Raw genomic sequence first — 22,003 nt, 5'->3', positions numbered from 1 at the left:
AATGAGTCCTCATTTCTTCGAGTCGTCTTTGTTGACCGAATTCAGCAGGAACTTGCCGATCAGGTCTTCCAGCACGAGTGCCGACTGGGTGTCCTTGATGGTATCGCCGTCCTTGAGCAGCTCTTCATCACCACCGACGCTGATGCCGATGTATTTCTCGCCGAGCAGGCCGGCGGTCAGGATGGAGGCGGTCGAGTCGTCCGGCAGGTTGTTGACCTGACGGTTGATCTCCATGGTCACACGACCACGATAGCTGTCATGGTCCAGGTCCACCGCGGTGACCTTGCCGATGGTGACGCCCGCCATGGTGACCTTACCGCGCACGGTGACACCGGCGATATTGTCGAAATAGGCGTACAGCTTGTAGGTATCGCCCGAATTGCCGATGGTCAGTCCGCTGACACGCAGGGCCAGCAGCAGCAGGGCCAGCAGGCCGGCCAGAATGAACAGGCCTACACCGATTTCCAGGGTGCGGGTTTGCATCAGAAGTCTCCAAACATCAAGGCGGTCAGGATGAAGTCCAGCCCCAGCACGGCCAGGGAGGCATACACAACGGTACGGGTGGTGGCGCGGCTGATCCCTTCGGAGGTGGGTTCGCAGTCATACCCCTGGAACACGGCGATCCAGGTCACGACGAAGGCGAACACCACGCTCTTGATCACGCCATTGAGAATGTCCTTGGTGAACTGCACGCTGTTCTGCATGTTCGACCAGTACGAACCGTCATACACACCCAGCCAGTCCACGGCGACCAGGGCTCCGCCCCAGATGCCGACGACACTGAAGATAGCTGCCAGCAGCGGCATCGAGATGAAGCCGGCCCACAGGCGCGGCGCGATGATGTACTTGAGCGGGTCGACGCCGATCATCTCCAGGCTGGACAGCTGCTCCGTGGATTTCATGTTGCCGATCTCGGCGGTCAGCGCAGAACCGGCACGCCCTGCGAACAACAGACCGGTCACCACCGGCCCCAGTTCACGCAACAGCGTCAGCGCCACCATCTGGCCAACCGCCTGCTCGGAACCGTAGCTCGCCAGGATGTTGTAGCCCTGCAGGGCCAGCACCATGCCGATGAACAGCCCGGAGACGACGATGATCGCCAGGGACAGCACGCCCACCGAATACAGCTGCTTGACCAGCAACTGGAAGGCGCCGCTGTGTACGCGGCGGCCGAAGATGGCATGCACCAGGAACAGGCTCGAACGGCCCAGCGACTCGAGGACATCGAGGCCCGCGCGCCCGAGCAGGCGAACGCGCTCGAGCGGTGAAGTCTTGCGCATCAACGTTCTCCCAGCAGGTCGGCGCGGTAATCGCGAGCAGGATAGTGGAACGGCACCGGGCCATCCGGGATGCCCTTCATGAACTGGCGCACCCGCGGATCGTCGAGACCCTGCAGGTCCGCCGGCGTCCCGTGGCCGAGCACACGGCCGTCGCCGACGATATAGATGTAGTCGGCGATGCTCGCGGTTTCCGCCAGGTCGTGGGAGACCACGATGCTGGTGATGCCCAGGGCATCGTTGAGCAGACGGATCAGGCGCACCAGTACGCCCATGGCGATCGGGTCCTGTCCCACGAAGGGCTCGTCGTACATCAGGATCTGCGGGTCCAGCGCAATCGCGCGGGCCAGCGCCACACGGCGCTTCATGCCGCCGGACAGCTCGTCCGGCATCAGCTCCACCGCTCCGCGCAGGCCCACGGCCTGCAGCTTCATCAGGACGATGTCGCGAATCATGTCTTCCGGCAGCTCGGTGTGCACCCGCAGCGGGAAGGCCACGTTCTCGAAGACGTCGAGGTCGGTGAACAGCGCGCCGCTCTGGAACAGCACGCCGAACTGCTTGCGCATGTCGAACAGGTCGCTGCGACCCAGCGTGGGGAGATTCTGGCCGTTGACCCACACTTCCCCGCTCGCCGGGCGCAGTTGGGCGGCGATCAGTCGCAGCAGGGTGGTCTTGCCACACCCCGAGGGCCCCATGATCCCGGTGACCTTGCCGCGCGGAATGCGGATGTCCACGTTATCGAAAATCTTACGCGTGCCACGCTTGAAGCTCAGGCCCTTCAGCTCGACCGCGTATTGGTCATTGGTGCTCATAGAACTCCTTTCATCACGGCGCTGTCCGTTGCCCCGTCTGTCACACGGCAGGAACACGGCGCGGCAGGCCGAACGGCGGCGAACTATAACACCCCGCGAAGCCGCGCCCCAAGCGCTGCTAAGCCACCGTTAAGGGCCAGTTCAGCAAAATGCGCTCAACATTGAGATGCCAGTGATGAAGCCTTCGTCGCTTTCCCGTTATAATCTCGCACTTCATTTTGCCCCGCGCCTTTGGAACATGAGCCAGAAACACGATTTCATCCAGTCGGCACAACGCACCATCCGCCTCGAGCGTGACTCGGTAGACGCTCTGCTGCCGCGCATCGGCGCCGATTTCTCCCTGGCCTGCGAACTGCTGCTGGCCTGCAAGGGCCGCGTGGTCGTGGTCGGCATGGGCAAATCCGGGCACATCGCCCGCAAGATCGCCGCCACCCTGGCCAGCACCGGCACGCCGTCCTTCTTCGTCCATCCGGCCGAAGCCAGCCACGGCGACATGGGCATGATCACCAAGGACGACGTCGTCCTGGCTCTGTCCAACTCCGGTTCCACCGCCGAAATCGTCACCCTGCTGCCGCTGATCAAGCGCCTGGGCATCACCCTGATCAGCATGACCGGCAACGCCGAATCGCCGCTGGCCAAGGCCGCCGCGGTCAACCTGGATGCCAGCGTCGAGCACGAAGCCTGCTCGCTGAACCTGGCGCCGACCTCCTCCACCACGGTTTCCCTGGTGATCGGCGACGCGCTCGCCATCGCCCTGCTGGAAGCCCGCGGCTTCACCGCCGAAGACTTCGCTTTCTCGCATCCGGGCGGCGCACTGGGTCGTCGATTGTTGCTGAAAGTGGAAAACATCATGCACGTGGGTGAAGCATTGCCGCAGGTTTCCCCGGGCACGTCGCTCAGCGGCGCCCTGCTGGAAATGACCCGCAAGGGCTTGGGCATGACCGTCATCCTGGGCGAAGACGGCCGTCTGGCCGGGGTCTTCACCGACGGCGACCTGCGCCGCACCCTCGACAAGGGCCTGGACGTGCGCCAGGTGACCATCGACCAGGTGATGACCGTGCACGGCAAGACCGCGCGCCCGGACATGCTCGCCGCCGAAGCCCTGAAGATCATGGACGACCACAAGATCAACGTGCTCGTGGTGGTCGACGACAAGGATCATCCGGTCGGCGTCCTCCACGTCCACGACCTGACCCGCGCGGGGGTCATCTGAATGACCGCCGACCTGCTGCAACGCGCGAAAGCGGTCCGCCTGGCGGTGTTCGACGTCGATGGCGTGCTCACCGACGGCAAGCTCTACTTCCTGCCTGACGGCGGCGAGTTCAAGACGTTCAACACCCTGGACGGCCAGGGCATCAAGATGCTGATGAACTCCGGCGTGCGCACCGCGATCATCACCGGCCGTTCCAGCCCGGTGGTCGAGCGCCGGGCGAAGAACCTGGGCATCAACCACCTGTTCCAGGGCCGCGAAGACAAGCTGGTCGCCCTGGACGAGTTGCTCGCCGAACTGGGTCTAGGCTATGAAGAAGTCGCCTACCTGGGCGACGATCTACCCGACCTGCCGGCCATCCGCCGCGCCGGCCTGGGCATGGCGGTCGCCAGCGGCGATGCGTTCGTGCGCCAGCATGCCGACGGCGTGACCCAGGCCCGTGGCGGCGAAGGCGCCGCCCGCGAGTTCTGCGAACTGATCCTGCGCGCCCAGGGCAACCTCGAAGCTGCCCAGAACGCGTACCTCTAGAGCCGAACATGCCCAAGACACTCCAACAGAAGCTGTTGCTCGCCCTGATCGCCATCCTGCTGATCGCCCTCGGCTATTACTGGAACGTGCGCCTGGACTTCAACGAGCGGCAACTCAAGTCGCAGACCAGCGACGCTGTCGATTTCTACGTGGTGAACGCCAAGAGCGTGCAGTACCGCGTCGACGGTTCCCTCGCCTACGAGATGACCGCCGACAAACTCGAACACCTGAAAGCAACCGACGTGACCCTGGTCACCACGCCCGACCTCTTCTTCCACCGGGAGAACGAGCCTCAGCCGTGGCATGTCCAGAGCGTTCGCGCCGAAGTGGCCCCCGAAGGCAAGCAGGTCGAGCTGATCGACGACGTGCGCGTTGCGCGCACCGACGCACAGCAGCGCACGCTCCTGCTCAACACCTCGCGCATGACGGTGTTCCCAGACAAGGACTATGCGCAGACTGACCAACCCGTGAAGATCACCGAACCCAACGGTGTGACCACGGCAGTTGGCATGAAAGCGTATCTGAAAGACAGCCGGATGCTCCTGCTGTCCAACGTAAGAGGTCAGCATGAGGCTCGTTAACACCCTCCCCCTTCTCTTCAGCCTCGCCGCCGCCATCGGCAGCTCTGCCGCCTGGGCGCTTCCCACCGACCGGGAACAGCCGATCCGCGTCCAGGCCGACAGCGCCGAACTGGATGACAAGCAGGGCGTAGCGGTCTATCGCGGCGACGTGGTGGTGACCCAGGGCAGCATGAAGCTGACCGGCAACACCGTCACGCTCAAGCAGAACAAGGATGGCGAGATCGAGGTCGTCACCTCGGTCGGCAAGCCCGCCTACTTCGAGCAGAAGCCGGCGCCGGACAAGCAGATCACCCAGGCCTACGGCCTGACCATCCAGTACTTCGTGTCGCAGAACCGCGTGGTGCTGATCGACCAGGCCAAGGTGATCCAGGAAGGCAACACCTTCGAAGGCGAGAAGATCGTCTATGACACCCAGCGCCAGATCGTCAACGCAGGCCGCGCCACCGGCTCCCAGGTGACCACGCCGCGTCCGCGTATCGACATGGTCATCCAGCCCAAGAAAAAGCAGGATCAAGCGCAGTAATGGCTACGCTAACCGCCCAGCACCTCGCCAAGAGCTACAAGAGCCGGCAAGTCGTCCGCGATGTCAGCATGAGCATCGATAGCGGGCAGATCGTCGGCCTGCTCGGCCCCAACGGAGCGGGCAAGACCACCTGCTTCTACATGATCGTCGGCCTGGTTCGCGCCGATCAGGGCGTCGTGCGCATCGACGAGCAGGATGTCACCCACCTGCCCATGCACGGCCGCGCACGCGCCGGCATCGGCTACCTGCCGCAGGAAGCCTCGATCTTCCGCAAGCTGTCGGTGGCGGACAACATCGGCGCCATCCTGGAAACCCGCGCCGACCTCGATCGCGCCGGCCGCCAGGAAGCCCTGGAGGGCCTGCTCGAGGAGTTCCACATCCACCACATCCGCGACAACCTCGGCATGAGCCTGTCCGGTGGTGAACGCCGCCGCGTGGAAATCGCCCGCGCCCTGGCCAGCTCGCCGAAGTTCATCCTGCTGGACGAACCCTTCGCTGGCGTCGACCCGATCTCCGTGGGCGACATCAAGCAGATCATCCATCACCTCAAGGCCAAGGGCATCGGTGTGCTGATCACCGACCACAACGTCCGCGAGACCCTGGATATCTGCGAAACGGCGTACATCGTCAACGACGGTCAACTGATCGCCGAAGGCAGCGCCGAAAGCATCCTCGCCAACGACCTGGTGAAGGAAGTCTACCTGGGCCACGAGTTCCGCCTGTAAGGCCCCGCGCCGCGCCCTGCCTGGGCGCGGCAGCCTCTCTCCTGCCCAAGCGTGGCGCGGCTTGCCGGCCGCTGCGCGTCGTATTCGGCTGCCCGCTCTTGCCTGGCGCAACCGGGTTGTAACGAAAGGTCGACAGCCCCTAGGCAAAGCGTCCAAACTCAGGCATATAATTTGCTTCCTCGCGGCGCTCCGGCGTCCGTAGTCGTGGATATGGCGCGCCGTGCGCCAGCGAACAAGGTGCCTAGTTCCAGCATGAAACCATCGCTAGTCCTCAAGATGGGCCAGCAGCTGACGATGACCCCGCAGCTGCAACAGGCCATCCGACTGCTCCAGCTCTCCACGCTGGACCTCCAACAGGAAATCCAGGAAGCCCTGGAGTCCAACCCGATGCTGGAGCGCCAGGAAGAAGGCGAGGATTTCGATAACAGCGACCCCATGGCGGACGGCGCAGAGTCCGGCGCCAACGGTACCAGCAGCAGTTCCCAGGACAACTTCCAGGAAAGCACTACGCCCACCGCCGACAGCCTCGACGAGGACCAGTGGGCCGAGCGCATCCCCAACGAGTTGCCGGTCGACACCGCCTGGGAAGACATCTACCAGACCAGTGCCAGCAGCCTGCCCAGCAACGATGACGACGAGTGGGACTTCACCTCCCGCACCTCCGCCGGCGAAAGCCTGCAGAGCCACCTGCTGTGGCAGCTCAACCTCCTGCCGATGTCCGATACCGACCGCCTGATCGCCCTGAGCATCATCGACGGCATCACGGACGACGGTTACCTCGAAGAATCCCTCGACGACATCCTCGCCTCCATCGATCCCGAATTGGGCGTAGAGATGGATGAAGTGGAAGTCGTGCTGCGCCGCGTGCAACAGCTCGAACCCGCCGGCGTCGGCGCGCGCAACCTGCGCGAATGCCTGCTGCTGCAGCTGCGCCAGATGCCGCCCAAGACCTACCTGCTGGCCGAGGCCATCCGCCTGGTCAGCGACCACCTCGACCTGCTCGGCAGCCGCGACTACAGCCAACTGATGCGACGCATGAAGCTCAAGGAAGACGAGCTGCGCGAAACCATCGAGCTGATCCAGTCGCTGCACCCGCGCCCCGGCTCGCAGATCGAATCCGGCGAAGCCGAATACGTGGTCCCGGACGTCATCGTCCGCAAGCACAACGACCGCTGGCTGGTGGAGCTGAACCAGGAAGCGGTGCCGCGCCTGCGCGTCAACTCGCAATACGCGGGCCTGGTACGCCGCGCCGACTCCAGCGCCGACAACACTTTCATGCGCAACCAGCTACAGGAAGCGCGCTGGTTCATCAAGAGCCTGCAAAGCCGCAACGAGACGCTGATGAAGGTGGCGACGCAGATCGTCGAGCACCAGCGCGGCTTCCTCGAATACGGCGAGGAGGCGATGAAACCGCTGGTCCTGCATGACATCGCCGAAGCGGTGGGCATGCACGAATCGACCATCTCCCGCGTCACCACGCAGAAGTTCATGCACACGCCGCGGGGCATCTTCGAGCTGAAGTACTTCTTCTCCAGCCACGTCAGCACCTCCGAAGGCGGCGAGTGCTCCTCCACGGCGATCCGCGCGATCATCAAGAAACTGGTCGCGGCGGAAAGTCCGAAAAAGCCATTGAGTGACAGCAAGATCGCTGGTTTACTGGAGGCACAGGGCATTCAAGTGGCACGTCGTACCGTCGCCAAGTACCGGGAGTCCCTAGGAATCTCTCCCTCGAGCGAGCGCAAGCGACTGGTGTGACGTTGATCCACGCCAAAGTGTTCCGGCGGCAGGCCCCCTAACCTGCCACTTACACACGGGCAACAAGGAGAAAGCGGTATGCAAGTCAACATCAGTGGACATCAACTGGATGTGACCGACGCCCTGCGCGACTATGTCGGCGAGAAACTTGGCCGGCTGGAGCGCCACTTCGACAAGATCACCAATGTTCAGGTCATCATGGAGGTCGAGAAACTGAAGCAGAAAATTGAAGCCACCCTCCACATCGCCGGAGGCGAAGTGGTGGCCTGCGCCGAACATGAAGACATGTACGCGGCCATCGACCTGCTCACCGACAAGCTCGACCGCCAACTGATCAAGCACAAGGAAAAATACCTCGAACGCCAGCAAGGTGTGGGCGTTCGTTAACCCCTCTCTATGATCCGACTTGAGCAAATCCTGACCCCCGGCCGTTCCCTCGTGAACGTGCCGGGCGGCAGCAAGAAACGTGTCCTCGAACAAATCGCCAACCTGGTGGCGCGCGAGCTGCCGGGCTTCGATTCCCAAGACATCTTCGACAGCCTGGTGGCCCGGGAACGCCTGGGCTCCACCGGCTTCGGCAATGGCATCGCCATTCCCCACTGCCGTCTCCCCGGCTGCCAGTCGCCCATCAGCGCCATCCTCCACCTTGACCACCCGGTAGACTTCGACGCCCTCGACGGCGCGCCGGTGGACCTGGTGTTCGTGCTGCTGGTACCCGAAGCGGCCACCGAGGAGCACCTGGAACTACTGCGGCAGATCGCCTCCATGCTCGACCGCTCCGACGTCCGCGACCGCCTGCGTCACGCCGCCAACGGCGAGGACCTGTACCGGATCGTCGTGGACTTCCAGAACAACGGGCACTGATCATGCGCCTGATCATCGTCAGTGGAAGATCCGGCTCGGGCAAGAGCACCGCGCTCAATGTGCTCGAGGACAACGGCTTCTACTGCATCGACAACCTGCCGGCCAGCCTCCTTCCGGACCTGGCCCAGCGCGCGCTGCTGCACACCGAGCTGCTGCATCCCCAGGTCGCCGTCTCCATCGACGCGCGCAACCTGCCGAGCCAGTTGCAGCGCTTCCCGGAGCTGCTGCAGGAAGCCCGCGACAAGCACATCCAGTGCGACGTGCTGTACCTCGATGCCGATGACGAAACCCTGCTCAAACGCTTTTCCGAGACCCGCCGGCGCCACCCGCTGACCAGCGACAGCCGTTCCCTGGCCGAAGCCATCGCCGACGAATCGCACCTGCTGGCGCCCATCGCCGACCTGGCCGATCTCAAGCTCAACACCACCAACCTGAACCTTTATCAGCTGCGCGACGTCCTCAAGCTGCGCCTGCTGAACAAGCCCGAACTGGGCACCGCCTTCCTGGTCGAATCCTTCGGCTTCAAGCGCGGCATGCCGGTGGATGCCGACCTCGTGTTCGACGTACGCTGCCTGCCCAACCCCTACTGGAAGCCGGAGCTACGCGAGCACACCGGGCTGGAAGTGGAAGTGCAGGAATACCTGGCGGCACAACCGGACGTCGAGGAGATGTACCAGGACATCCTCGCCTACCTGAACAAATGGCTGCCGCGCTTCGCCGCGAGCAACCGGGCCTACGTCACCATCGCCATCGGCTGCACCGGTGGCCAGCATCGCTCGACCTACCTGGCCGAGCGCATTGGCCAGGCCCTCAAGGAAACCCTCACCAACGTACAGATTCGCCACCGCGACCTGAGCTAAGCAGCGACAGACAACAAAAGGACAGCCCCTCGCGATGCCCGCCCTCGAAGTCACCATCATCAACAAGCTTGGTCTGCACGCCCGTGCGGCGGCCAAATTCGTCGGCGTTGCGGGACGTTTCCCCTGCCAGGTCCGCGTGGGGCGCAGCCCCGAAAGCACCGTGGACGGCAAGAGCATCATGGCCGTGATGATGCTGGCGGCCGGCAAGGGCACCAATCTGCACCTCTTTGCCGAAGGCGAACAGGAAGACGAAGCGCTCCAGGCGCTGGTCGAACTGATCAACAACTACTTCGACGAAGGCGAGTGACGCGCCGGGCTTCAGCCCAGCGTCGTACCCAGCGCTCTAATCCGACAACCCTCGAAGAACAGCCCTGCACGGTCTGAGCCGCGTAGTCGAGTCGCGCGTTGCTATCCGGAAGACGCAATCGGCGGGCTTTTTATTGCTCTCTGTAAGAGCGAGCCGCAGGAAACGGCATTCCCTTGTAGGAGCGGGCCATGCCCGCGATCGCGCACATGGCGCGCTCCTACAGGTGTTTCGGCGGTCAGCCGGTGTCCGGGCTCCCCCCAGCAGGGCCAGCAGTTGTCCGATCAGTCCTGCCTGGTCCTCGGCGATTCCCGGCCTGGAGCGCCGCGATGACCGCCCTGGCCAGCAGCACGCTGGCTCGAAGACGTGGAACGAGAAAAACGGGAAGCCGCGACCAGACTGGCCGCGGCGGGCTTGGATCAGTTGCCAGCGACCATCATCTTTTCGATGAGCACGGAGCCGGTGTGCAGGTTGCCGCGGTATTCCACGTCGTTGCCGATGGCGACGATGTTACGGAACAGGTCGCGCAGGTTGGCAGCGATGGTCACCTCCTGCACCGGGAACTGGATCTCTCCGTTCTCCACCCAGTAGCCGCCCGCGCCGCGGGAGTAATCTCCCGTCACCAGGTTCACGCCCTGCCCCATCAGCTCGGTCACCAGCAGGCCGCGGCCCATGTGGCGGATCAGGGCGGCCTGGTCCTCGTCGCCATGACTGACGAACAGGTTGTGCACACCGCCGGAGTTGGCCGTGCTGGGCATGCCGAGCTTGCGCCCGGAGTAGGTGCCGAGCACGTAGGACACCAGCTCGCCGCCCTCGACGAACGGCTTGGCATAGGTCGCCAGGCCGTCGTTGTCGAACGAGGCGCTGCCCAGTGCGCCGCGCAGCAGCGGGCGCTCGTCCAGGGTCAGCCAGTCGGGGAACAGCTGCTGGCCCAGCGCCCCCTCCAGGAAGGACGACTTGCGGTACAGGCTGCCGCCGGAAATGGCGCCGAGGAAGTGGCCGAACAGGCCGACAGCGACCTCCGGAGCGAACAGCACCGGCACTTCGGCTGTCGGCACCGGGCGCGCGCCCAGACGGCTGGCGGCACGCTCGGCGGCGCGGCGACCGATGGATTCGGGAGTAGCCAGCAGCTCTCCGCGACGGTTCACGTCGTACCAGTAATCGCGCTGCATCTGCCCTTCGCCTTCGGCGATCATCACGCAGCTCAGGCTGTGGCGGGTGCTGGCGTAACCGCCGATAAAGCCATGGCTGTTGCCGTAGACGCGGCAGCCCTGGTGGGTATTGAGCGTGGTGCCGTCGGCCTTGGTGACGCGCTTGTCGGCGGCGAACGCGGCAGCCTCGCAGGCCAGGGCCCGCTCGATGGCCTGGTCGGGGGTGATCGACCAGCCGTGGTACAGGTCCAGGTCCGGCAGGTCGCGGGCCATCAGCGCGGGGTCGGCCAGGCCGGCGCAATCATCCTCGGAGGCATGCCTGGCGATGGCCAGGGCTGCCGCCACGGTCTCGCGGATGGCGTCGGCACCGGTCGCCGAGGTGCTCGCCGAGCCCTTGCGCTGGCCGACGTAGAGGGTGATGCCAAAGCCCTGGTCGCGGTTGAACTCGACGGTCTCGACTTCACCCTGGCGCACCGAGGTCGACAGTCCCTGCTCCACCGACACCGCCACTTCGCAGGCGCTGGCGCCCTGCCGGGACGCCTCGGCAATGATCCGCTCGACCTGCTCGCGCAGTTCGGGAAGGACCTCCGGGCTCACTGCCGGGTTGTGTTCGCTCATTGCATGCCTCTCCTGTTCATGGTCCGGCCCCGCCATCAGGCGGCGGCGACCGGCGCGGGCCGGACAAGCGGCCCCTGACTCGTTATCATGGCGGCGTTTTCTACGAGACCCCCGCCATGGCTGAAATTCACGATGACGACTCGTCCTTCGAAGAGAAGAGCAAGTCGCAAGTAAAACGCGAAATGCACGCGCTGCAGGAACTCGGCGAGCGCCTGACCACGCTCAAGGCCGACATGCTCGACCGCATGCCGCTGACCGATCCGCTGCGCCGCGCGCTGGAAGAAGCTCCCAAGCACAAGGCCAACGCCGCCAAGAAGCGCCATCGGCAGTTCATCGGCAAGCTGATGCGCGACCAGGACGTCGAGGCCATCCTCGCCCTGCTGGAACAGGTCGACACCTCGACCCGTCAGTACAACGAACGCTTCCACGCCCTGGAGCGCTGGCGCGACCACCTGATCACCGGTGGTGACGCGGCGCTGTCGGCCTTCTTCGGCGAATACCCCGAAAGCGACCGCCAGCACCTGCTCCAACTGATCCGCCACGCCCAGCACGAGGCCGCTCACAACAAGCCTCCAGCCGCGGCGCGGAAGATCTTCAAGTACATCCGCGAGCTGGACGAGATCAAACGCGGCCTGCGTTGAGCGGCCGCGTCCTGCCCGTCCAGCCTCACCGGCAACGACCTCAGGCGCCCGTGCCGCCGACGGTGATGGCGTCGATCTTCAGGGTCGGCTGACCCACACCCACCGGCACGGACTGGCCGTCCTTGCCACAGGTGCCCACGCCGCTGTCCAGCGCCAGGTCGTTGCCGACCATGGACACCCGGCTCATCACTTCCGGGCCGTTGCCGATCAAGGTCGCGCCCTTCACCGGGCGGGTGATCTTGCCGTTCTCGATCAGGTAGGCCTCGCTGGTGGCGAAGACGAACTTGCCGCTGGTGATGTCCACCTGCCCGCCGCCGAGGTTCGCGCAGTAGATACCGCGCTCGACGCTGGCGATGATTTCCTGCGGATCGCTCTGTCCGGCCAGCATGTAGGTGTTGGTCATGCGCGGCATCGGCAGATGCGCGTAGGACTCGCGCCGGCCGTTGCCGGTGCGCGCCACGCCCATCAGGCGGGCATTGAGCTTGTCCTGCATGTAACCCTTGAGGATGCCGTTCTCGATCAGCACGTTGCAGTTCGTCGGCGTGCCTTCGTCGTCCACCGACAGCGAACCGCGACGGCCGGCAATGGTGCCGTCGTCGACGATGGTGCACAGGCTGGAAGCCACCTTCTCGCCGATGCGGCCGCTGTAGTTGGAGCTGCCCTTGCGGTTGAAGTCGCCTTCCAGGCCATGGCCGACGGCTTCGTGCAGCAGCACGCCGGACCAGCCGGCGCCCATCACCACCGGCAGGCTGCCGGCCGGCGCGGGCACCGCCTCGAGGTTGACCAGCGCCTGGCGCAGCGCCTCACGGGCGTAGCTCATGGCGCGGTCTTCCTGGAGGAAGTACTGGTAGTCGGTACGCCCGCCGCCACCGTGGCCGCCACGCTCGCGGCGGCCGTTCTGTTCGACGATGACGCTGACGTTGAAGCGCACCAGCGGGCGGATGTCGGCGGCCAGCGAACCGTCCGCGGCGGCGATCAGCACCTGGTCCCAGACGCCGGCGAGGCTGACGGTGACCTGCTGGATGCGCGGATCGAGGGCGCGGGTGGCGGCATCGATCTTCTGCAGCAGCTCCACCTTCTCGGCGCGGCTGAGCACGTCCAGCGGGTTCTCGCCGGAATACAGACGGGCCGGCACCACGGCATTGAAGGCCTGCACCTTGCCGTTCTGCCCCGCACGGGAGATCGAACGGGCAGCGCGGGCGGCCTGGATCAGCGCCTCATGGTTGATCGCGTTGCTGTAGGCGAAGCCGGTCTTCTCACCCGACTGCGCGCGCACGCCAACGCCCTGGTCCATGTGGAAGCTGCCTTCCTTGACGATGCCGTCCTCCAGCATCCAGGACTCGGAGACCTGGCTCTGGAAGTACAGGTCGGCGGCGTCGATGCCGGGGCCGCTCAGCTCGTGCAGGATCGGCGACAGCTGGTCGATGTCCAGCCCACCGGGGGCCAGCAGGTGCTGGCTGACGGATGACAACAGTTCGCTCATATTCACTCCGTACGCGCCGGTCGAGGTTCGACCGGCGGGAAAAATCGTCTGTGCCGGGCAATCGGCATGCGCTGCCGGACCGCCGCCTGTTCCTCGCTGTCGCGCTCGGCCAGCAGCACGGCTTCGCCCTTGGCCTGTTCGGCAAGGATACGCCCCCAGGGGTCGACGATGGCCGACTGCCCCCAGGTTTCCCGTCCTTTGGGGTGGGTGCCGCCCTGCCCGGCCGCCAGCAGGTAGCACTGGGTCTCGATGGCGCGGGCGCGGACGAGGATCTCCCAGTGCGCCGCGCCGGTCACGGCGGTAAAGGCCGAGGGGGCGCTGATCAGTTCCGCGCCGGCTTCGCGCAGCGCGGTGTAGAGCTCGGGGAAACGCAGGTCGTAGCAGACCGTCAGCCCGAGGCGTCCGACCGGGGTGTCGGCCACCACCACACGCTGGCCGAAGGCGTAGTCGTCCGACTCGCGATAGCGGCCACGGGCGTCGGCAACGTCCACGTCGAACAGGTGCAGCTTGTCATAGCGCGCCGCCACCTCGCCCCGTTCGTCCACCAGCAGCGAACAGGCGTTGGCCTTGGCGTCCGGCTGGCCCGCGGGCGGTAACGGCAGGGTGCCGGCGACTATCCACAACCTGAGGTCGCGGGCGGTGCTTTTCAACCAGGGCAGGATCGGACCGCTGCCCAGGGCTTCGGCGCGACCGATGTCCGCCAGGTCGCGGCGGCCCATGGCGGCGAAGTTCTCCGGCAGCACGGCGAGGCGCGCACCACCCTCGGCGGCCTGCTCGAGCAGGCGACGGGCGGCGGCGAGATTGGCCAGGACGTCGTCCTGGCTGACCATCTGAATGACGGCAAGGGACATGCGAAGCTCCGTCGGTGTCTGGGTTTCATGCTAACCGAAGCCCAGGCTTTGTGCTCGATTGAGCGGCTCAATGAGGCTTTTCGAAAGGCTTCTCGAAGGCGATGGTCGGGCTCTGCCACGGGCCTTTCACGCTGTACTGGACGCTGGCGAAACGCGCCACCCGGTCGCCCAGCAGCTTGTCCACCACGAACAGCGCGCCGCCGATGGCCGGCGCCCCGACGATCAGCGCTGCCAGCGGCAGGTTGTTGGTCACCGGCAGGGTCACCAGCAGCTTGGCGTCGATCTCGTCGTGGGCCAGATCGAGGGTGCCGTTGAGCTCCAGGTTGCTCGACGGGCCGTCCAGGCGCAGCGGCTCGCGGGTGAAGTAGACACCGTCGGTGGCGGTGAGCACGCCCTTGACCCGGTCGTAGCTCAGGCCCTTGCCCAGCAGGTCGGAGAAGTCCAGGCGCAGACGGCGGTTGATGGCGTTGAAGTTGAGCAGGCCGAACACCCGCAGGGCGTTGGCGCCGCCTTCCACTTCGACGAACTGGCCCTTGCGCAGGTTGGCATCCAAGGTGCCGCCGAAGCGGCGCAGGTTCAGCGCCGCCGGCGAGCCCGGCCAGTTGCCGTTGATGTCCACGCGGAAGCGCTCGCTGGTCACGCTGGGCGCAAAGTCCCAGGCCTTGAGCACATCGCCCAGGTTCTTGCCTTCGAGCTGGCCCTGGAAGGTGCTGCGTGCGCTGGCGTCCATGCCGTCCCAGCGCAGGTTGCCCTTCACCGACAGGCCGCGCAGGTCCAGATTGACGTCGTTGAAGCCCACGCCGGTAGGTGTCGGGCGCACATTGAAGCTCCAGGCGCCGACCGGCTTGCCAGCCTTGAGCACCTGGCGGATGGACACATCCATAGGCGGCAGGCTGCGCGGGTCGATCTTCGCCAGCGGGTCCGGTTGTTCCACTGCCTTCTCGGAATCGATGGCCTCGCCCTTGGGCAGGTCGATGCGGTCCAGGGCGATCTGGATCGGCTTCACCTTGCTGTCGGGCAGGGTGATCTTGCCGGAGACCAGCGCGCTCACCAGCCCGAGCTGCCAGCTGCTGTCGACGCGGGCGAGATCCAGCGTGAGGTTTTCCAGGGTCTGGCCGAAGCCCTTGAAGCGAGCGATCTGCAGGTCCGCGCCACGCAGCAGTCCTGCCGCGCCCTCGACACCGCTATTGGAGTACTTCTTGACCACGGCCTGCCAGGCGTCGGCGTCGACCTCATCGATCTTGCCGCGCACCTGCACGCCACTCCAGTTGGGCAGTACCGCCGGGTCGCCGCCCAGGCGCAGCACGCCTCGTCCGGCCAGCGGCTGGTCCGCCGGGGCGGCGTAGGCGAGGCTGGCACGGTCACCGTAGGTCGCCCAGTAGCGGCGTTCGGCGCCATCCAGGGTCATGCGCCACTCGCTGTCGCGGGTTTCCTGCGCGGCCTTGCCCAGCGGCGCTGGCAGATCGATGGTGACACCCTGCAGGTTGGAAGTGACCTGCAACTGGCTGTCCTTGCCGTCGAGCAACAGGTTGAGCTGGAACGGCACACGGCCATCCACCGGCACTTGCTTCTGCACCTTGCCCCAGTCGAGCAGGGCCTTCACCGGGACCTGCCCACCCACCAGCACCCGCGTGCGCGGCACGCCGTTGCGGCCTTCGGCGCGGATGCTGCCGGTGACGCGGCTGCCCAGCACCTGGGCGGCAATGTTCTGCCCGCTCAGGCCGCTGTCGGTGTCGTAGCGGAACTTGCCCTTCACCTGCTCCAGGTTCAGTTCCGGCTTGGCGATCTTCAGCTGCGCCTTGTCGGTATCGAAATCGACGATCACCCGCGCCTTGCTCGCCTCGCCCTTGGCCAGAGGAATATCGAGGTTGAGGTGGCCGTTGAGGTTGCCCGAGCCTTCCCAGCCGGCGAAGGTGTGGGTCGCGCCGATCGGCGAGTCCTGGAGGATCTTCAGGCCATCGACGAGGTTACTGTCGATATCGCCGTTGACGTGCAGGTGGGCGACTTCGCCGGGATTGGTATGGGGAATCTCCACCGAGACGTCGCGCACCTGGCTGTTGAGGATGCGCCCGCTGCTGGCGTGGATGCTGACGCCGGTGTCCTCGACGCGCACCTCGCCCTCGGCCTTGCTCAGGCCGGGCCAGCCCGGCTGGTAGTCGAGGACGCCGTCGTGGACCTTGAAATACAGGGTCATGGCGTGGGCCTCGGGCGCGGAGTGCTTCTGCAGCGAACCCTGCCAGAGGAAGTAGCCCTGCTCGATGCGCCCGCTCTTGATCGAGCCCTTGAGCCAGGCGGCGAGGTCCTTGCTCATCTGCGGGATGACGGTGGGCAGGTACTTGCCGGTGTAGCGGGCGTCGCCATTGCTCATGCCGACGCGCAGGTCCATGTAGTCCTCGAGCGCCGGGTCGCGCATCAGGCGGATGAGCATGTCGCCGGCGAGGGTGCCCTCCTCGCCCTCCACCTTCATCAGGTGGCTGCCGAGGGTGAAGGCGTCGTCGTTGAGCTGGAAGAACAGCCGGGCGCGGGCGCTGCGGTAACGCCAGGGCTCGGGGAACAGCGTCGCCAGGTGCAGCATGAAGTCCTGGGCGTTGGCGTCCAGCGTGCCGCCGCCCAGGTTGCCGCTGAAGGTGCCGTCGACGTTGGCCACGGCGGGCACGTCATGGAAGGCATTGACGCCGACCTTCTCCAGGTTGGCGGCATAGGTGACACGCTCGGCCCCCTCGCGCTGCGGCCAGTAGTCGAGGTTGACGTTGTGCAGCACGCCGTGGGGCTTGAGGCCGTCGAGCCACTCGATGGCCTTGTCCGGCAGCGGCGCCAGGGCGGTAATGGCCGGGCCCAGCGGGGTCAGGTCGAGACGGTCGCCGCGCAGCTGCCAGTGTTCCTCGCCCTTGAGCCGGCGCGTCAGCTCCAGTTCCACCTCACCCCAGCGGGTTTCGCCGAAGTTCGCCGCCAGATCGGCGACACGCACGTCGAGATCGTCCCCCTGGCGCTGGAAGAACAGGCTCACGCCGAGGTCGCTGAAGCTGACCGGCTTGCGCTCGCCCAGGGCGGCTTCGATCTTCGGGGCGTTTAGCCGCGCCACGGCGGAGACCGGCACGCCCTGGTCGATGGTCGCCCAGAGTTCGCCACCGGCCTTGGCCTGGGCCAGCGTCCAGGCCCCGGTGAGGCGCGCGGGCAGCCATTTGGCCCAGTCGGCCTGCGGCAGACTGAGGTAGAGCTCGGCCGAACTCTTCGTCCAGTCGTCGCGGTTCAGGCGGGTCTCCAGGCGCGCGGCCACCGGCTCGCCGCCGGGCAGGCTCAGGCGCGCTTCCAGGCGCTGGCGGCTGCCGCTGCGCAGGGTCATGCCGACGTAGTTCAGCGAGAGCGGGTTGGCCTGTTGCGGCAGCACGGTCAGTTGGCTGTCCATCAGCGACAGGCGGCGCGGAGTCAGCAGCAGGTCGATGAGCTTGCGCGGGTCGGTGTCGCCGCCCCGGCTGGGCAGGCCGTCAGCGTGCCATTGGCCGTCCTCGTCTTCGCGCAGGGTGAGGTGCAGGCCTTCCAGCTCCAGGCTGTCGATGCGCGGCTGGCGTGCCATCACGCTGCCTAGAATGTCCGGGGTCAGGCGCACCCGCTCCAGGCGCAGCGAGTCGTTGCCCTCGCCCAGCTGGATGTCGCGCACCACGATGATCGGGCTGAAGGCATGCCAGTGGCCCTCCAGCGCGCCGATGGCGACCGGCAGGCCCAGTTGTTCGCTGGCCTTGCGCGCCAGGTCGTCACGGTACTCCGCCACCAGCGGCACCAGTTGCCGGCCGAGGCTGACGTACAACGCGAGCAGCACCAGTCCCAGCGCCAGGAGGGCGAGGACGATACGCAGGGAGGTGGCGAACAGGCGGCCGGCGCGTTCCATGTCAGGCGTCCGGCCGCGGGGCGAAGCGAAGGATCATCGAGTGGCCTCCCAGCCATGCACGGTCGAATCAGGTCTGACAGTGTGCGTCAGGCAAAGCTCCCCAAAACCCCATTTCACAGCGGCCTCCTGCCGGATTCCCGCATTGTGCGATCCGCCACTCAAAGCAGGACCACGTCGTACTGCTCCTGGGAATACATCGCCTCCACCTGGAACTTGATCGGGCGGCCGATGAACAGCTCGAGATCCGCCACGTTGCCCGACTCCTCGTCGAGCAGGCGATCCACCACCTTCTGGTTGGCCAGCACCAGGTAGGAATCGGCCTGGTAGGCCCGCGCCTCGCGGAGGATCTCGCGGAAGATTTCGTAGCAGATGGTTTCCGGCGTCTTCAGCATGCCGCGCCCCTGGCAGCTCGGGCAGGGCTCGCAGAGCACCTGCACCAGGCTTTCGCGGGTGCGCTTGCGGGTCATCTGCACCAGGCCCAGCTCGGTGATGCCGATGATGTTGGTCTTGGCATGGTCGCGTTCGAGCTGCTTCTCCAGGGTCCGCAGGACCTGGCGGCGGTGCTCCTCGTCTTCCATGTCGATGAAGTCGATGATGATGATCCCGCCCAGGTTGCGCAGGCGCAGCTGACGGGCAATGGCGGTGGCCGCCTCGAGGTTGGTCTTGAAGATGGTTTCTTCGAGGTTGCGGTGGCCGACGAAGGCGCCGGTATTCACGTCGATGGTGGTCATCGCCTCGGTCGGGTCGATGATCAGGTAGCCGCCGGACTTGAGCAGCACCTTGCGCTCCAGCGCCTTCTGCACCTCGTCCTCGACGCCGTAGAGGTCGAAGATCGGCCGCTCGCCGGGATAGTGCTCCAGGCGATCGGCGATTTCCGGCATGAGCTCTTCGACGAACTGCGTGATCTTCTGGAAGTTCTCCCGGGAATCGACGCGGATCTTCTCGATGCGCGGGTTCACCAGGTCGCGCAGGGTGCGCAGGGCCAGGGAGAGGTCTTCGTAGATCATCGTCGGCGCGCCAACGGTCTTGATCTGCGCATCGATCTGGTCCCAGAGGCGGCGCAGGTAGCGGATGTCGGCGAGGATCTCGTCCTCCCCGGCGCCCTCGGCGGCGGTGCGCAGGATGAACCCGCCCTGCTCGACGATACCCTCGGCCTCGACGCATTTGGCGACCACCTGCTTGAGGCGCTCGCGCTCGTGCTCATCCTCGATCTTCAGGGAAATGCCGACGTGGCTGGTGCGCGGCATGTAGACCAGGTAGCGCGAGGGAATCGACAGGTGCGTGGTCAGGCGCGCGCCCTTGGTGCCGATGGGGTCCTTGGTGACCTGCACCACCAGGCTCTGCCCTTCGTGGACCAGCGCGCCGATGCTCTCCACGGCGCTGCCCTCACGGGTGGAGATTTCCGCCGCGTGAATGAAGGCGGCGCGCTCCAGGCCGACGTCGACGAAGGCCGCCTGCATGCCCGGCAGCACGCGCACGACCTTGCCCTTGTAGATATTGCCGACGATCCCGCGGCGCAGCGTGCGCTCGACATGGACCTCCTGCAAGACGCCGTTCTCCACCACCGCCACGCGCGATTCCATCGGCGTGATATTGATCAGGATCTCTTCGCTCATGCGCCCTTCCTTATCGCGCCCGGAGTCGTGCCAGCGCTACTTTCCGATCAAGACTGCCAGCTGGGGATAGAGAAGTCAGCCAGCAATGCCGAGGTTTCGCACAACGGCAGGCCAACGACCGCGCTGTAGCTGCCCTCGACGCGGCTGACGAACACCGCCGCAAGCCCCTGGATAGCATAGCCACCGGCCTTGTCCTGCGGCTCGCCGGTTTCCCAGTAGCGTTCGGCTTCCTCGGCGGACACCGCGCGGAAGGTCACCCGGCTGCTGACCACGCGCGCCTCGCAGCGATCACGGTCGGCCACCGCCACCGCCGTCAGCACCTCGTGCTCGCGGCCGGACAGCGCCTGCAGCATGGCCAGCGCATCGTCACGGTCCACCGGCTTGCCGAGGATGCGGCCATCCAGCACCACGGCGGTGTCGGCGCCGAGCACGCAGACGTCAGCGCGCTGGGCAAGGAAGTTCAGCCCCGCCTGCGCCTTGCTGCGCGCCAGGCGTTCGACATAGGCATGCGCGGTCTCGCCGGCTTCGGGCGTCTCGTCGATGGAGGCGGGCACGATGTGGAACGGCAGGCCGATCTGGGTGAGCAGTTCGCGGCGGCGCGGCGAGCTGGAGGCGAGGTACAACTGGGCCATCAGGGACTCCGAAGCGAGCCCGCGCAACGCGGGCCCGGCGATTCCCCCGCGAGGGGGACTATCAGTTGATGTTCAGGCGCAGCCGCAGGGCCCGCAGCAGTGTGTAGACCCAGGGCCAGAGCAGGGCGCTGACCAATGCCGGCAACAGGAAGACCAGGGTCGGCGGACGGTTGCCGGTCAGGGCGCTGATCCACAGCTGGACCAGCTGGGCGAGACCGAACACCACCAGCAGCACCAGGCATTGCTGCCAGATGGGGAACATGCGCAGGCGCTGGTGCAGCGAGAGCACCAGGCAGATGATCAGGCTGAGGATCAGGGCGTTCTGCCCCAGCAGGCTGCCGTAGAGCACGTCTTCGGCGACGCCCAGCACCCAGGCGCTGAGCATGCCGACCTTGTGCGGCAGGTAGAGCACCCAGTAGGTAAGGAACATCGCCAGCCACAGCGGGCGGCCGATCTCCATGAAGCTGGGCATCGGCGCGACCGACAGCAACAACGCCAGCAGCAAAGTCAGCCAGACGGCCCAGCCGTTGTTGGAACCCTGGCTGGCCATCAGTGACGAGCCCTGGGCGCGGCAGGCGTGGCCGGTGCCGCGGCGGGCGCGGTCGGAGCGGCGCCACTGGCGCCAGCCGGGTGCGCAGGCTGCAGCGCTGGTGCGGCGGGCGGCGCGGGCGGCGCCGCGTCATGCGGCTGGGCGGCCGGAGCGCCCGGTGCGGGCTGTGCCGGCGCGCCGGATTCGGCGGCCTTGCGATCGGCCTCGGCCTGGGCCTCGGCGGCGTCGGTGGCGCGCTGTTCGGGGGTGCGGCTATCGGTGAAGACCAGCAGCACGTAGCGGCTGCGGTTCATCTTCGCCGTCGGCACGGCACGGATGGTGGCGAATGGCCCGCCGGTATCGTGCAGCACTTCCTTCACCACCGCCACCGGATAGCCGGCGGGGAAGCGCTGACCGAGGCCGGAGCTGACCAGCAGGTCGCCTTCCTTGATGTCGGCGGTGTCGGCGACGTAGCGCAGTTCCAGGCGTTCCGGGTTGCCGGTGCCCACGGCGATGGCGCGCAGGCCATTGCGGTTCACCTGCACCGGAATGCTGTGGGTCGTATCGGTCAGCAGCAGCACGCGCGCGGTGTAGGGCATGACCTCGACCACCTGCCCCATCAGCCCGCTGGCGTCGAGCACCGGCTGGCCCTGGAACACGCCGTCCTTCTCGCCCTTGTCGATCAGGATGCGCTGGGTGAACGGGTTCGGATCGACGCCGATCAGCTCGCCCACCAGCACCTTGTCGTCGACCAGGGCAGAGGAATTGAGCAGTTCGCGCAGGCGCACGTTCTGTTCGGTGAGGGTGGCCAGCTTCTGCAGGCGGCGCTGCATCAGCAACTGCTCGGCCTTCAGGCGCTCGTTCTCGGCCAGCAGTTCGCTGCGGCTGGTGAACTGGTCACGCACGCCTTCCCACGCACGAACGGGGAAATCGGCAATGCCATAGAAGGGACTCAGCACGAGGCCCAACTGGCTGCGTACCGGTTTGAGGTAATCAAAGCGGGCATCGACCACCATCAAGGCGACCGACAGGACGGCGAGCACCAGCAGGCGCGCGCCCAGCGAGGGCCCTTTGGAGAATATCGGTTTGATGACCGGCTCCTAGCTGTGCAAAGTCGGTTGAAGTTTCCCCCGCCAGGGCGAAACGTCAACCGACCT

General features: G+C 66.0%; 22 protein-coding genes. 11 read left to right on the top strand and 11 right to left on the bottom strand.

Annotated features, from left to right (window positions below; all coding sequences use genetic code 11):
* Positions 1–9: 9 nt before the first annotated feature.
* From mlaD to N0B71_RS13705, 3 genes are read right to left on the bottom strand one after another with little or no spacing between them, the layout of a single operon-like run.
* The gene (gene mlaD, locus N0B71_RS13715) at positions 10–483 is read right to left on the bottom strand and encodes an outer membrane lipid asymmetry maintenance protein MlaD (protein ID WP_024766538.1); all 474 of its coding nucleotides are present in this window, start codon (positions 481–483) and stop codon (positions 10–12) included.
* Positions 483–1,280, bottom strand: a complete 798-nt coding sequence (mlaE, locus tag N0B71_RS13710; protein ID WP_259759370.1) for a lipid asymmetry maintenance ABC transporter permease subunit MlaE — start codon at positions 1,278–1,280, stop codon at positions 483–485. Before mlaE ends, mlaD begins: the two co-directional genes overlap by 1 nt.
* Positions 1,280–2,089, bottom strand: a complete 810-nt coding sequence (locus N0B71_RS13705; RefSeq protein WP_024766540.1) for an ATP-binding cassette domain-containing protein — start codon at positions 2,087–2,089, stop codon at positions 1,280–1,282. The genes mlaE and N0B71_RS13705 overlap by 1 nt, the downstream gene beginning before the upstream one ends.
* A gap of 238 nt (positions 2,090–2,327) precedes the next feature.
* On the opposite strand from N0B71_RS13705, the gene N0B71_RS13700 reads away from it, so the two are divergent.
* The 10 genes from N0B71_RS13700 (at position 2,328) to N0B71_RS13655 (ending at position 9,442) form a co-directional block, all read left to right on the top strand.
* Positions 2,328–3,302: a KpsF/GutQ family sugar-phosphate isomerase gene (locus N0B71_RS13700; RefSeq protein WP_259759369.1), complete on the top strand. Its 975-nt coding sequence runs from the start codon at positions 2,328–2,330 to the stop codon at positions 3,300–3,302.
* The gene (locus N0B71_RS13695) at positions 3,303–3,827 is read left to right on the top strand and encodes a KdsC family phosphatase (RefSeq protein WP_054906618.1); all 525 of its coding nucleotides are present in this window, start codon (positions 3,303–3,305) and stop codon (positions 3,825–3,827) included. It abuts the gene before it with no gap.
* An 8-nt stretch (positions 3,828–3,835) separates the two neighbouring features.
* Positions 3,836–4,408 carry an LPS export ABC transporter periplasmic protein LptC gene (lptC, locus tag N0B71_RS13690; protein ID WP_259759368.1) on the top strand — a complete coding sequence of 191 codons (573 nt, stop codon included), beginning with the start codon at positions 3,836–3,838 and terminating at the stop codon, positions 4,406–4,408.
* Entirely contained in the window at positions 4,395–4,931 is a 537-nt protein-coding gene (gene lptA / locus N0B71_RS13685) for a lipopolysaccharide transport periplasmic protein LptA (protein ID WP_017518148.1), read from the top strand. Before lptC ends, lptA begins: the two co-directional genes overlap by 14 nt.
* Entirely contained in the window at positions 4,931–5,656 is a 726-nt protein-coding gene (gene lptB / locus N0B71_RS13680; RefSeq protein ID WP_259759367.1) for an LPS export ABC transporter ATP-binding protein, read from the top strand. Before lptA ends, lptB begins: the two co-directional genes overlap by 1 nt.
* Positions 5,657–5,908: 252 nt before the next feature.
* A complete protein-coding gene (locus N0B71_RS13675; protein WP_259759366.1) occupies positions 5,909–7,411 on the top strand; it encodes an RNA polymerase factor sigma-54 in 1,503 nt (500 codons plus the stop codon).
* Positions 7,412–7,489: 78 nt separating this feature from the next.
* The gene (hpf, locus tag N0B71_RS13670) at positions 7,490–7,798 is read left to right on the top strand and encodes a ribosome hibernation-promoting factor, HPF/YfiA family (RefSeq protein ID WP_017518151.1); all 309 of its coding nucleotides are present in this window, start codon (positions 7,490–7,492) and stop codon (positions 7,796–7,798) included.
* A 9-nt stretch (positions 7,799–7,807) separates the two neighbouring features.
* Positions 7,808–8,275: a PTS IIA-like nitrogen regulatory protein PtsN gene (ptsN, locus tag N0B71_RS13665; protein ID WP_037009823.1), complete on the top strand. Its 468-nt coding sequence runs from the start codon at positions 7,808–7,810 to the stop codon at positions 8,273–8,275.
* Positions 8,276–8,277: 2 nt separating this feature from the next.
* Positions 8,278–9,135 carry an RNase adapter RapZ gene (gene rapZ, locus N0B71_RS13660; RefSeq protein ID WP_259759365.1) on the top strand — a complete coding sequence of 286 codons (858 nt, stop codon included), beginning with the start codon at positions 8,278–8,280 and terminating at the stop codon, positions 9,133–9,135.
* Between the two features lie 34 nt (positions 9,136–9,169).
* Positions 9,170–9,442 carry an HPr family phosphocarrier protein gene (locus tag N0B71_RS13655; RefSeq protein WP_259759364.1) on the top strand — a complete coding sequence of 91 codons (273 nt, stop codon included), beginning with the start codon at positions 9,170–9,172 and terminating at the stop codon, positions 9,440–9,442.
* Between the two features lie 416 nt (positions 9,443–9,858).
* Here N0B71_RS13655 and pmbA read toward each other — a convergent pair whose 3' ends face one another.
* A complete protein-coding gene (gene pmbA, locus N0B71_RS13650; RefSeq protein ID WP_259759363.1) occupies positions 9,859–11,208 on the bottom strand; it encodes a metalloprotease PmbA in 1,350 nt (449 codons plus the stop codon).
* Positions 11,209–11,324: 116 nt separating this feature from the next.
* Between pmbA and yjgA the strand changes: the two genes are divergently transcribed.
* Positions 11,325–11,849, top strand: a complete 525-nt coding sequence (gene yjgA / locus N0B71_RS13645; protein WP_259759362.1) for a ribosome biogenesis factor YjgA — start codon at positions 11,325–11,327, stop codon at positions 11,847–11,849.
* A gap of 40 nt (positions 11,850–11,889) precedes the next feature.
* Here the strand turns inward: yjgA and tldD are convergent, their stop codons facing one another.
* The 7 genes from tldD to mreC all read right to left on the bottom strand — a co-directional run bounded on the left by tldD (position 11,890) and on the right by mreC (position 21,889).
* Complete coding sequence (gene tldD / locus N0B71_RS13640; RefSeq protein ID WP_259759361.1) at positions 11,890–13,332, bottom strand: metalloprotease TldD; 1,443 nt, start codon at positions 13,330–13,332, stop codon at positions 11,890–11,892.
* A 2-nt stretch (positions 13,333–13,334) separates the two neighbouring features.
* A complete protein-coding gene (locus N0B71_RS13635) occupies positions 13,335–14,183 on the bottom strand; it encodes a carbon-nitrogen hydrolase family protein (RefSeq protein WP_259759360.1) in 849 nt (282 codons plus the stop codon).
* Positions 14,184–14,250: 67 nt separating this feature from the next.
* A complete protein-coding gene (locus N0B71_RS13630; protein WP_259759359.1) occupies positions 14,251–18,069 on the bottom strand; it encodes a YhdP family protein in 3,819 nt (1,272 codons plus the stop codon).
* A gap of 158 nt (positions 18,070–18,227) precedes the next feature.
* Positions 18,228–19,685 (bottom strand): ribonuclease G, encoded by a 1,458-nt coding sequence (rng, locus tag N0B71_RS13625; protein ID WP_259759358.1) that lies wholly within the window; start codon positions 19,683–19,685, stop codon positions 18,228–18,230.
* A 47-nt stretch (positions 19,686–19,732) separates the two neighbouring features.
* The gene (locus N0B71_RS13620; RefSeq protein WP_259759357.1) at positions 19,733–20,317 is read right to left on the bottom strand and encodes a Maf family protein; all 585 of its coding nucleotides are present in this window, start codon (positions 20,315–20,317) and stop codon (positions 19,733–19,735) included.
* A gap of 61 nt (positions 20,318–20,378) precedes the next feature.
* Positions 20,379–20,867: a rod shape-determining protein MreD gene (gene mreD / locus N0B71_RS13615; protein ID WP_259759356.1), complete on the bottom strand. Its 489-nt coding sequence runs from the start codon at positions 20,865–20,867 to the stop codon at positions 20,379–20,381.
* Positions 20,867–21,889 carry a rod shape-determining protein MreC gene (gene mreC, locus N0B71_RS13610; RefSeq protein WP_259759355.1) on the bottom strand — a complete coding sequence of 341 codons (1,023 nt, stop codon included), beginning with the start codon at positions 21,887–21,889 and terminating at the stop codon, positions 20,867–20,869. The genes mreD and mreC overlap by 1 nt, the downstream gene beginning before the upstream one ends.
* Between the last annotated feature and the right edge of the window lie 114 nt (positions 21,890–22,003).

This window comes from Pseudomonas sp. GCEP-101 (genome assembly GCF_025133575.1).
GTDB classification, from domain to species: domain Bacteria; phylum Pseudomonadota; class Gammaproteobacteria; order Pseudomonadales; family Pseudomonadaceae; genus Pseudomonas; species Pseudomonas nitroreducens_B.
This window is presented reverse-complemented; position numbering and strand designations above follow the sequence as displayed.

What these genes read in the sequence shown, in the direction of transcription:
- N0B71_RS13700 (WP_259759369.1), top strand. Translation starts at nt 2,328, where the DNA reads ATGAGCCAGAAACACGATTTCATCCAGTCGGCACAACGCACCATCCGC.
- N0B71_RS13635 (WP_259759360.1), bottom strand. Translation starts at nt 14,183, where the DNA reads ATGTCCCTTGCCGTCATTCAGATGGTCAGCCAGGACGACGTCCTGGCC.
- ptsN (WP_037009823.1), top strand. Translation starts at nt 7,808, where the DNA reads ATGATCCGACTTGAGCAAATCCTGACCCCCGGCCGTTCCCTCGTGAAC.
- lptA (WP_017518148.1), top strand. Translation starts at nt 4,395, where the DNA reads ATGAGGCTCGTTAACACCCTCCCCCTTCTCTTCAGCCTCGCCGCCGCC.
- N0B71_RS13705 (WP_024766540.1), bottom strand. Translation starts at nt 2,089, where the DNA reads ATGAGCACCAATGACCAATACGCGGTCGAGCTGAAGGGCCTGAGCTTC.
- lptC (WP_259759368.1), top strand. Translation starts at nt 3,836, where the DNA reads ATGCCCAAGACACTCCAACAGAAGCTGTTGCTCGCCCTGATCGCCATC.
- lptB (WP_259759367.1), top strand. Translation starts at nt 4,931, where the DNA reads ATGGCTACGCTAACCGCCCAGCACCTCGCCAAGAGCTACAAGAGCCGG.
- N0B71_RS13655 (WP_259759364.1), top strand. Translation starts at nt 9,170, where the DNA reads ATGCCCGCCCTCGAAGTCACCATCATCAACAAGCTTGGTCTGCACGCC.
- N0B71_RS13675 (WP_259759366.1), top strand. Translation starts at nt 5,909, where the DNA reads ATGAAACCATCGCTAGTCCTCAAGATGGGCCAGCAGCTGACGATGACC.
- tldD (WP_259759361.1), bottom strand. Translation starts at nt 13,332, where the DNA reads ATGAGCGAACTGTTGTCATCCGTCAGCCAGCACCTGCTGGCCCCCGGT.
- N0B71_RS13695 (WP_054906618.1), top strand. Translation starts at nt 3,303, where the DNA reads ATGACCGCCGACCTGCTGCAACGCGCGAAAGCGGTCCGCCTGGCGGTG.
- mlaE (WP_259759370.1), bottom strand. Translation starts at nt 1,280, where the DNA reads ATGCGCAAGACTTCACCGCTCGAGCGCGTTCGCCTGCTCGGGCGCGCG.
- rapZ (WP_259759365.1), top strand. Translation starts at nt 8,278, where the DNA reads ATGCGCCTGATCATCGTCAGTGGAAGATCCGGCTCGGGCAAGAGCACC.
- pmbA (WP_259759363.1), bottom strand. Translation starts at nt 11,208, where the DNA reads ATGAGCGAACACAACCCGGCAGTGAGCCCGGAGGTCCTTCCCGAACTG.
- hpf (WP_017518151.1), top strand. Translation starts at nt 7,490, where the DNA reads ATGCAAGTCAACATCAGTGGACATCAACTGGATGTGACCGACGCCCTG.
- rng (WP_259759358.1), bottom strand. Translation starts at nt 19,685, where the DNA reads ATGAGCGAAGAGATCCTGATCAATATCACGCCGATGGAATCGCGCGTG.
- N0B71_RS13630 (WP_259759359.1), bottom strand. Translation starts at nt 18,069, where the DNA reads ATGGAACGCGCCGGCCGCCTGTTCGCCACCTCCCTGCGTATCGTCCTC.
- mreD (WP_259759356.1), bottom strand. Translation starts at nt 20,867, where the DNA reads ATGGCCAGCCAGGGTTCCAACAACGGCTGGGCCGTCTGGCTGACTTTG.
- N0B71_RS13620 (WP_259759357.1), bottom strand. Translation starts at nt 20,317, where the DNA reads ATGGCCCAGTTGTACCTCGCCTCCAGCTCGCCGCGCCGCCGCGAACTG.
- yjgA (WP_259759362.1), top strand. Translation starts at nt 11,325, where the DNA reads ATGGCTGAAATTCACGATGACGACTCGTCCTTCGAAGAGAAGAGCAAG.
- mlaD (WP_024766538.1), bottom strand. Translation starts at nt 483, where the DNA reads ATGCAAACCCGCACCCTGGAAATCGGTGTAGGCCTGTTCATTCTGGCC.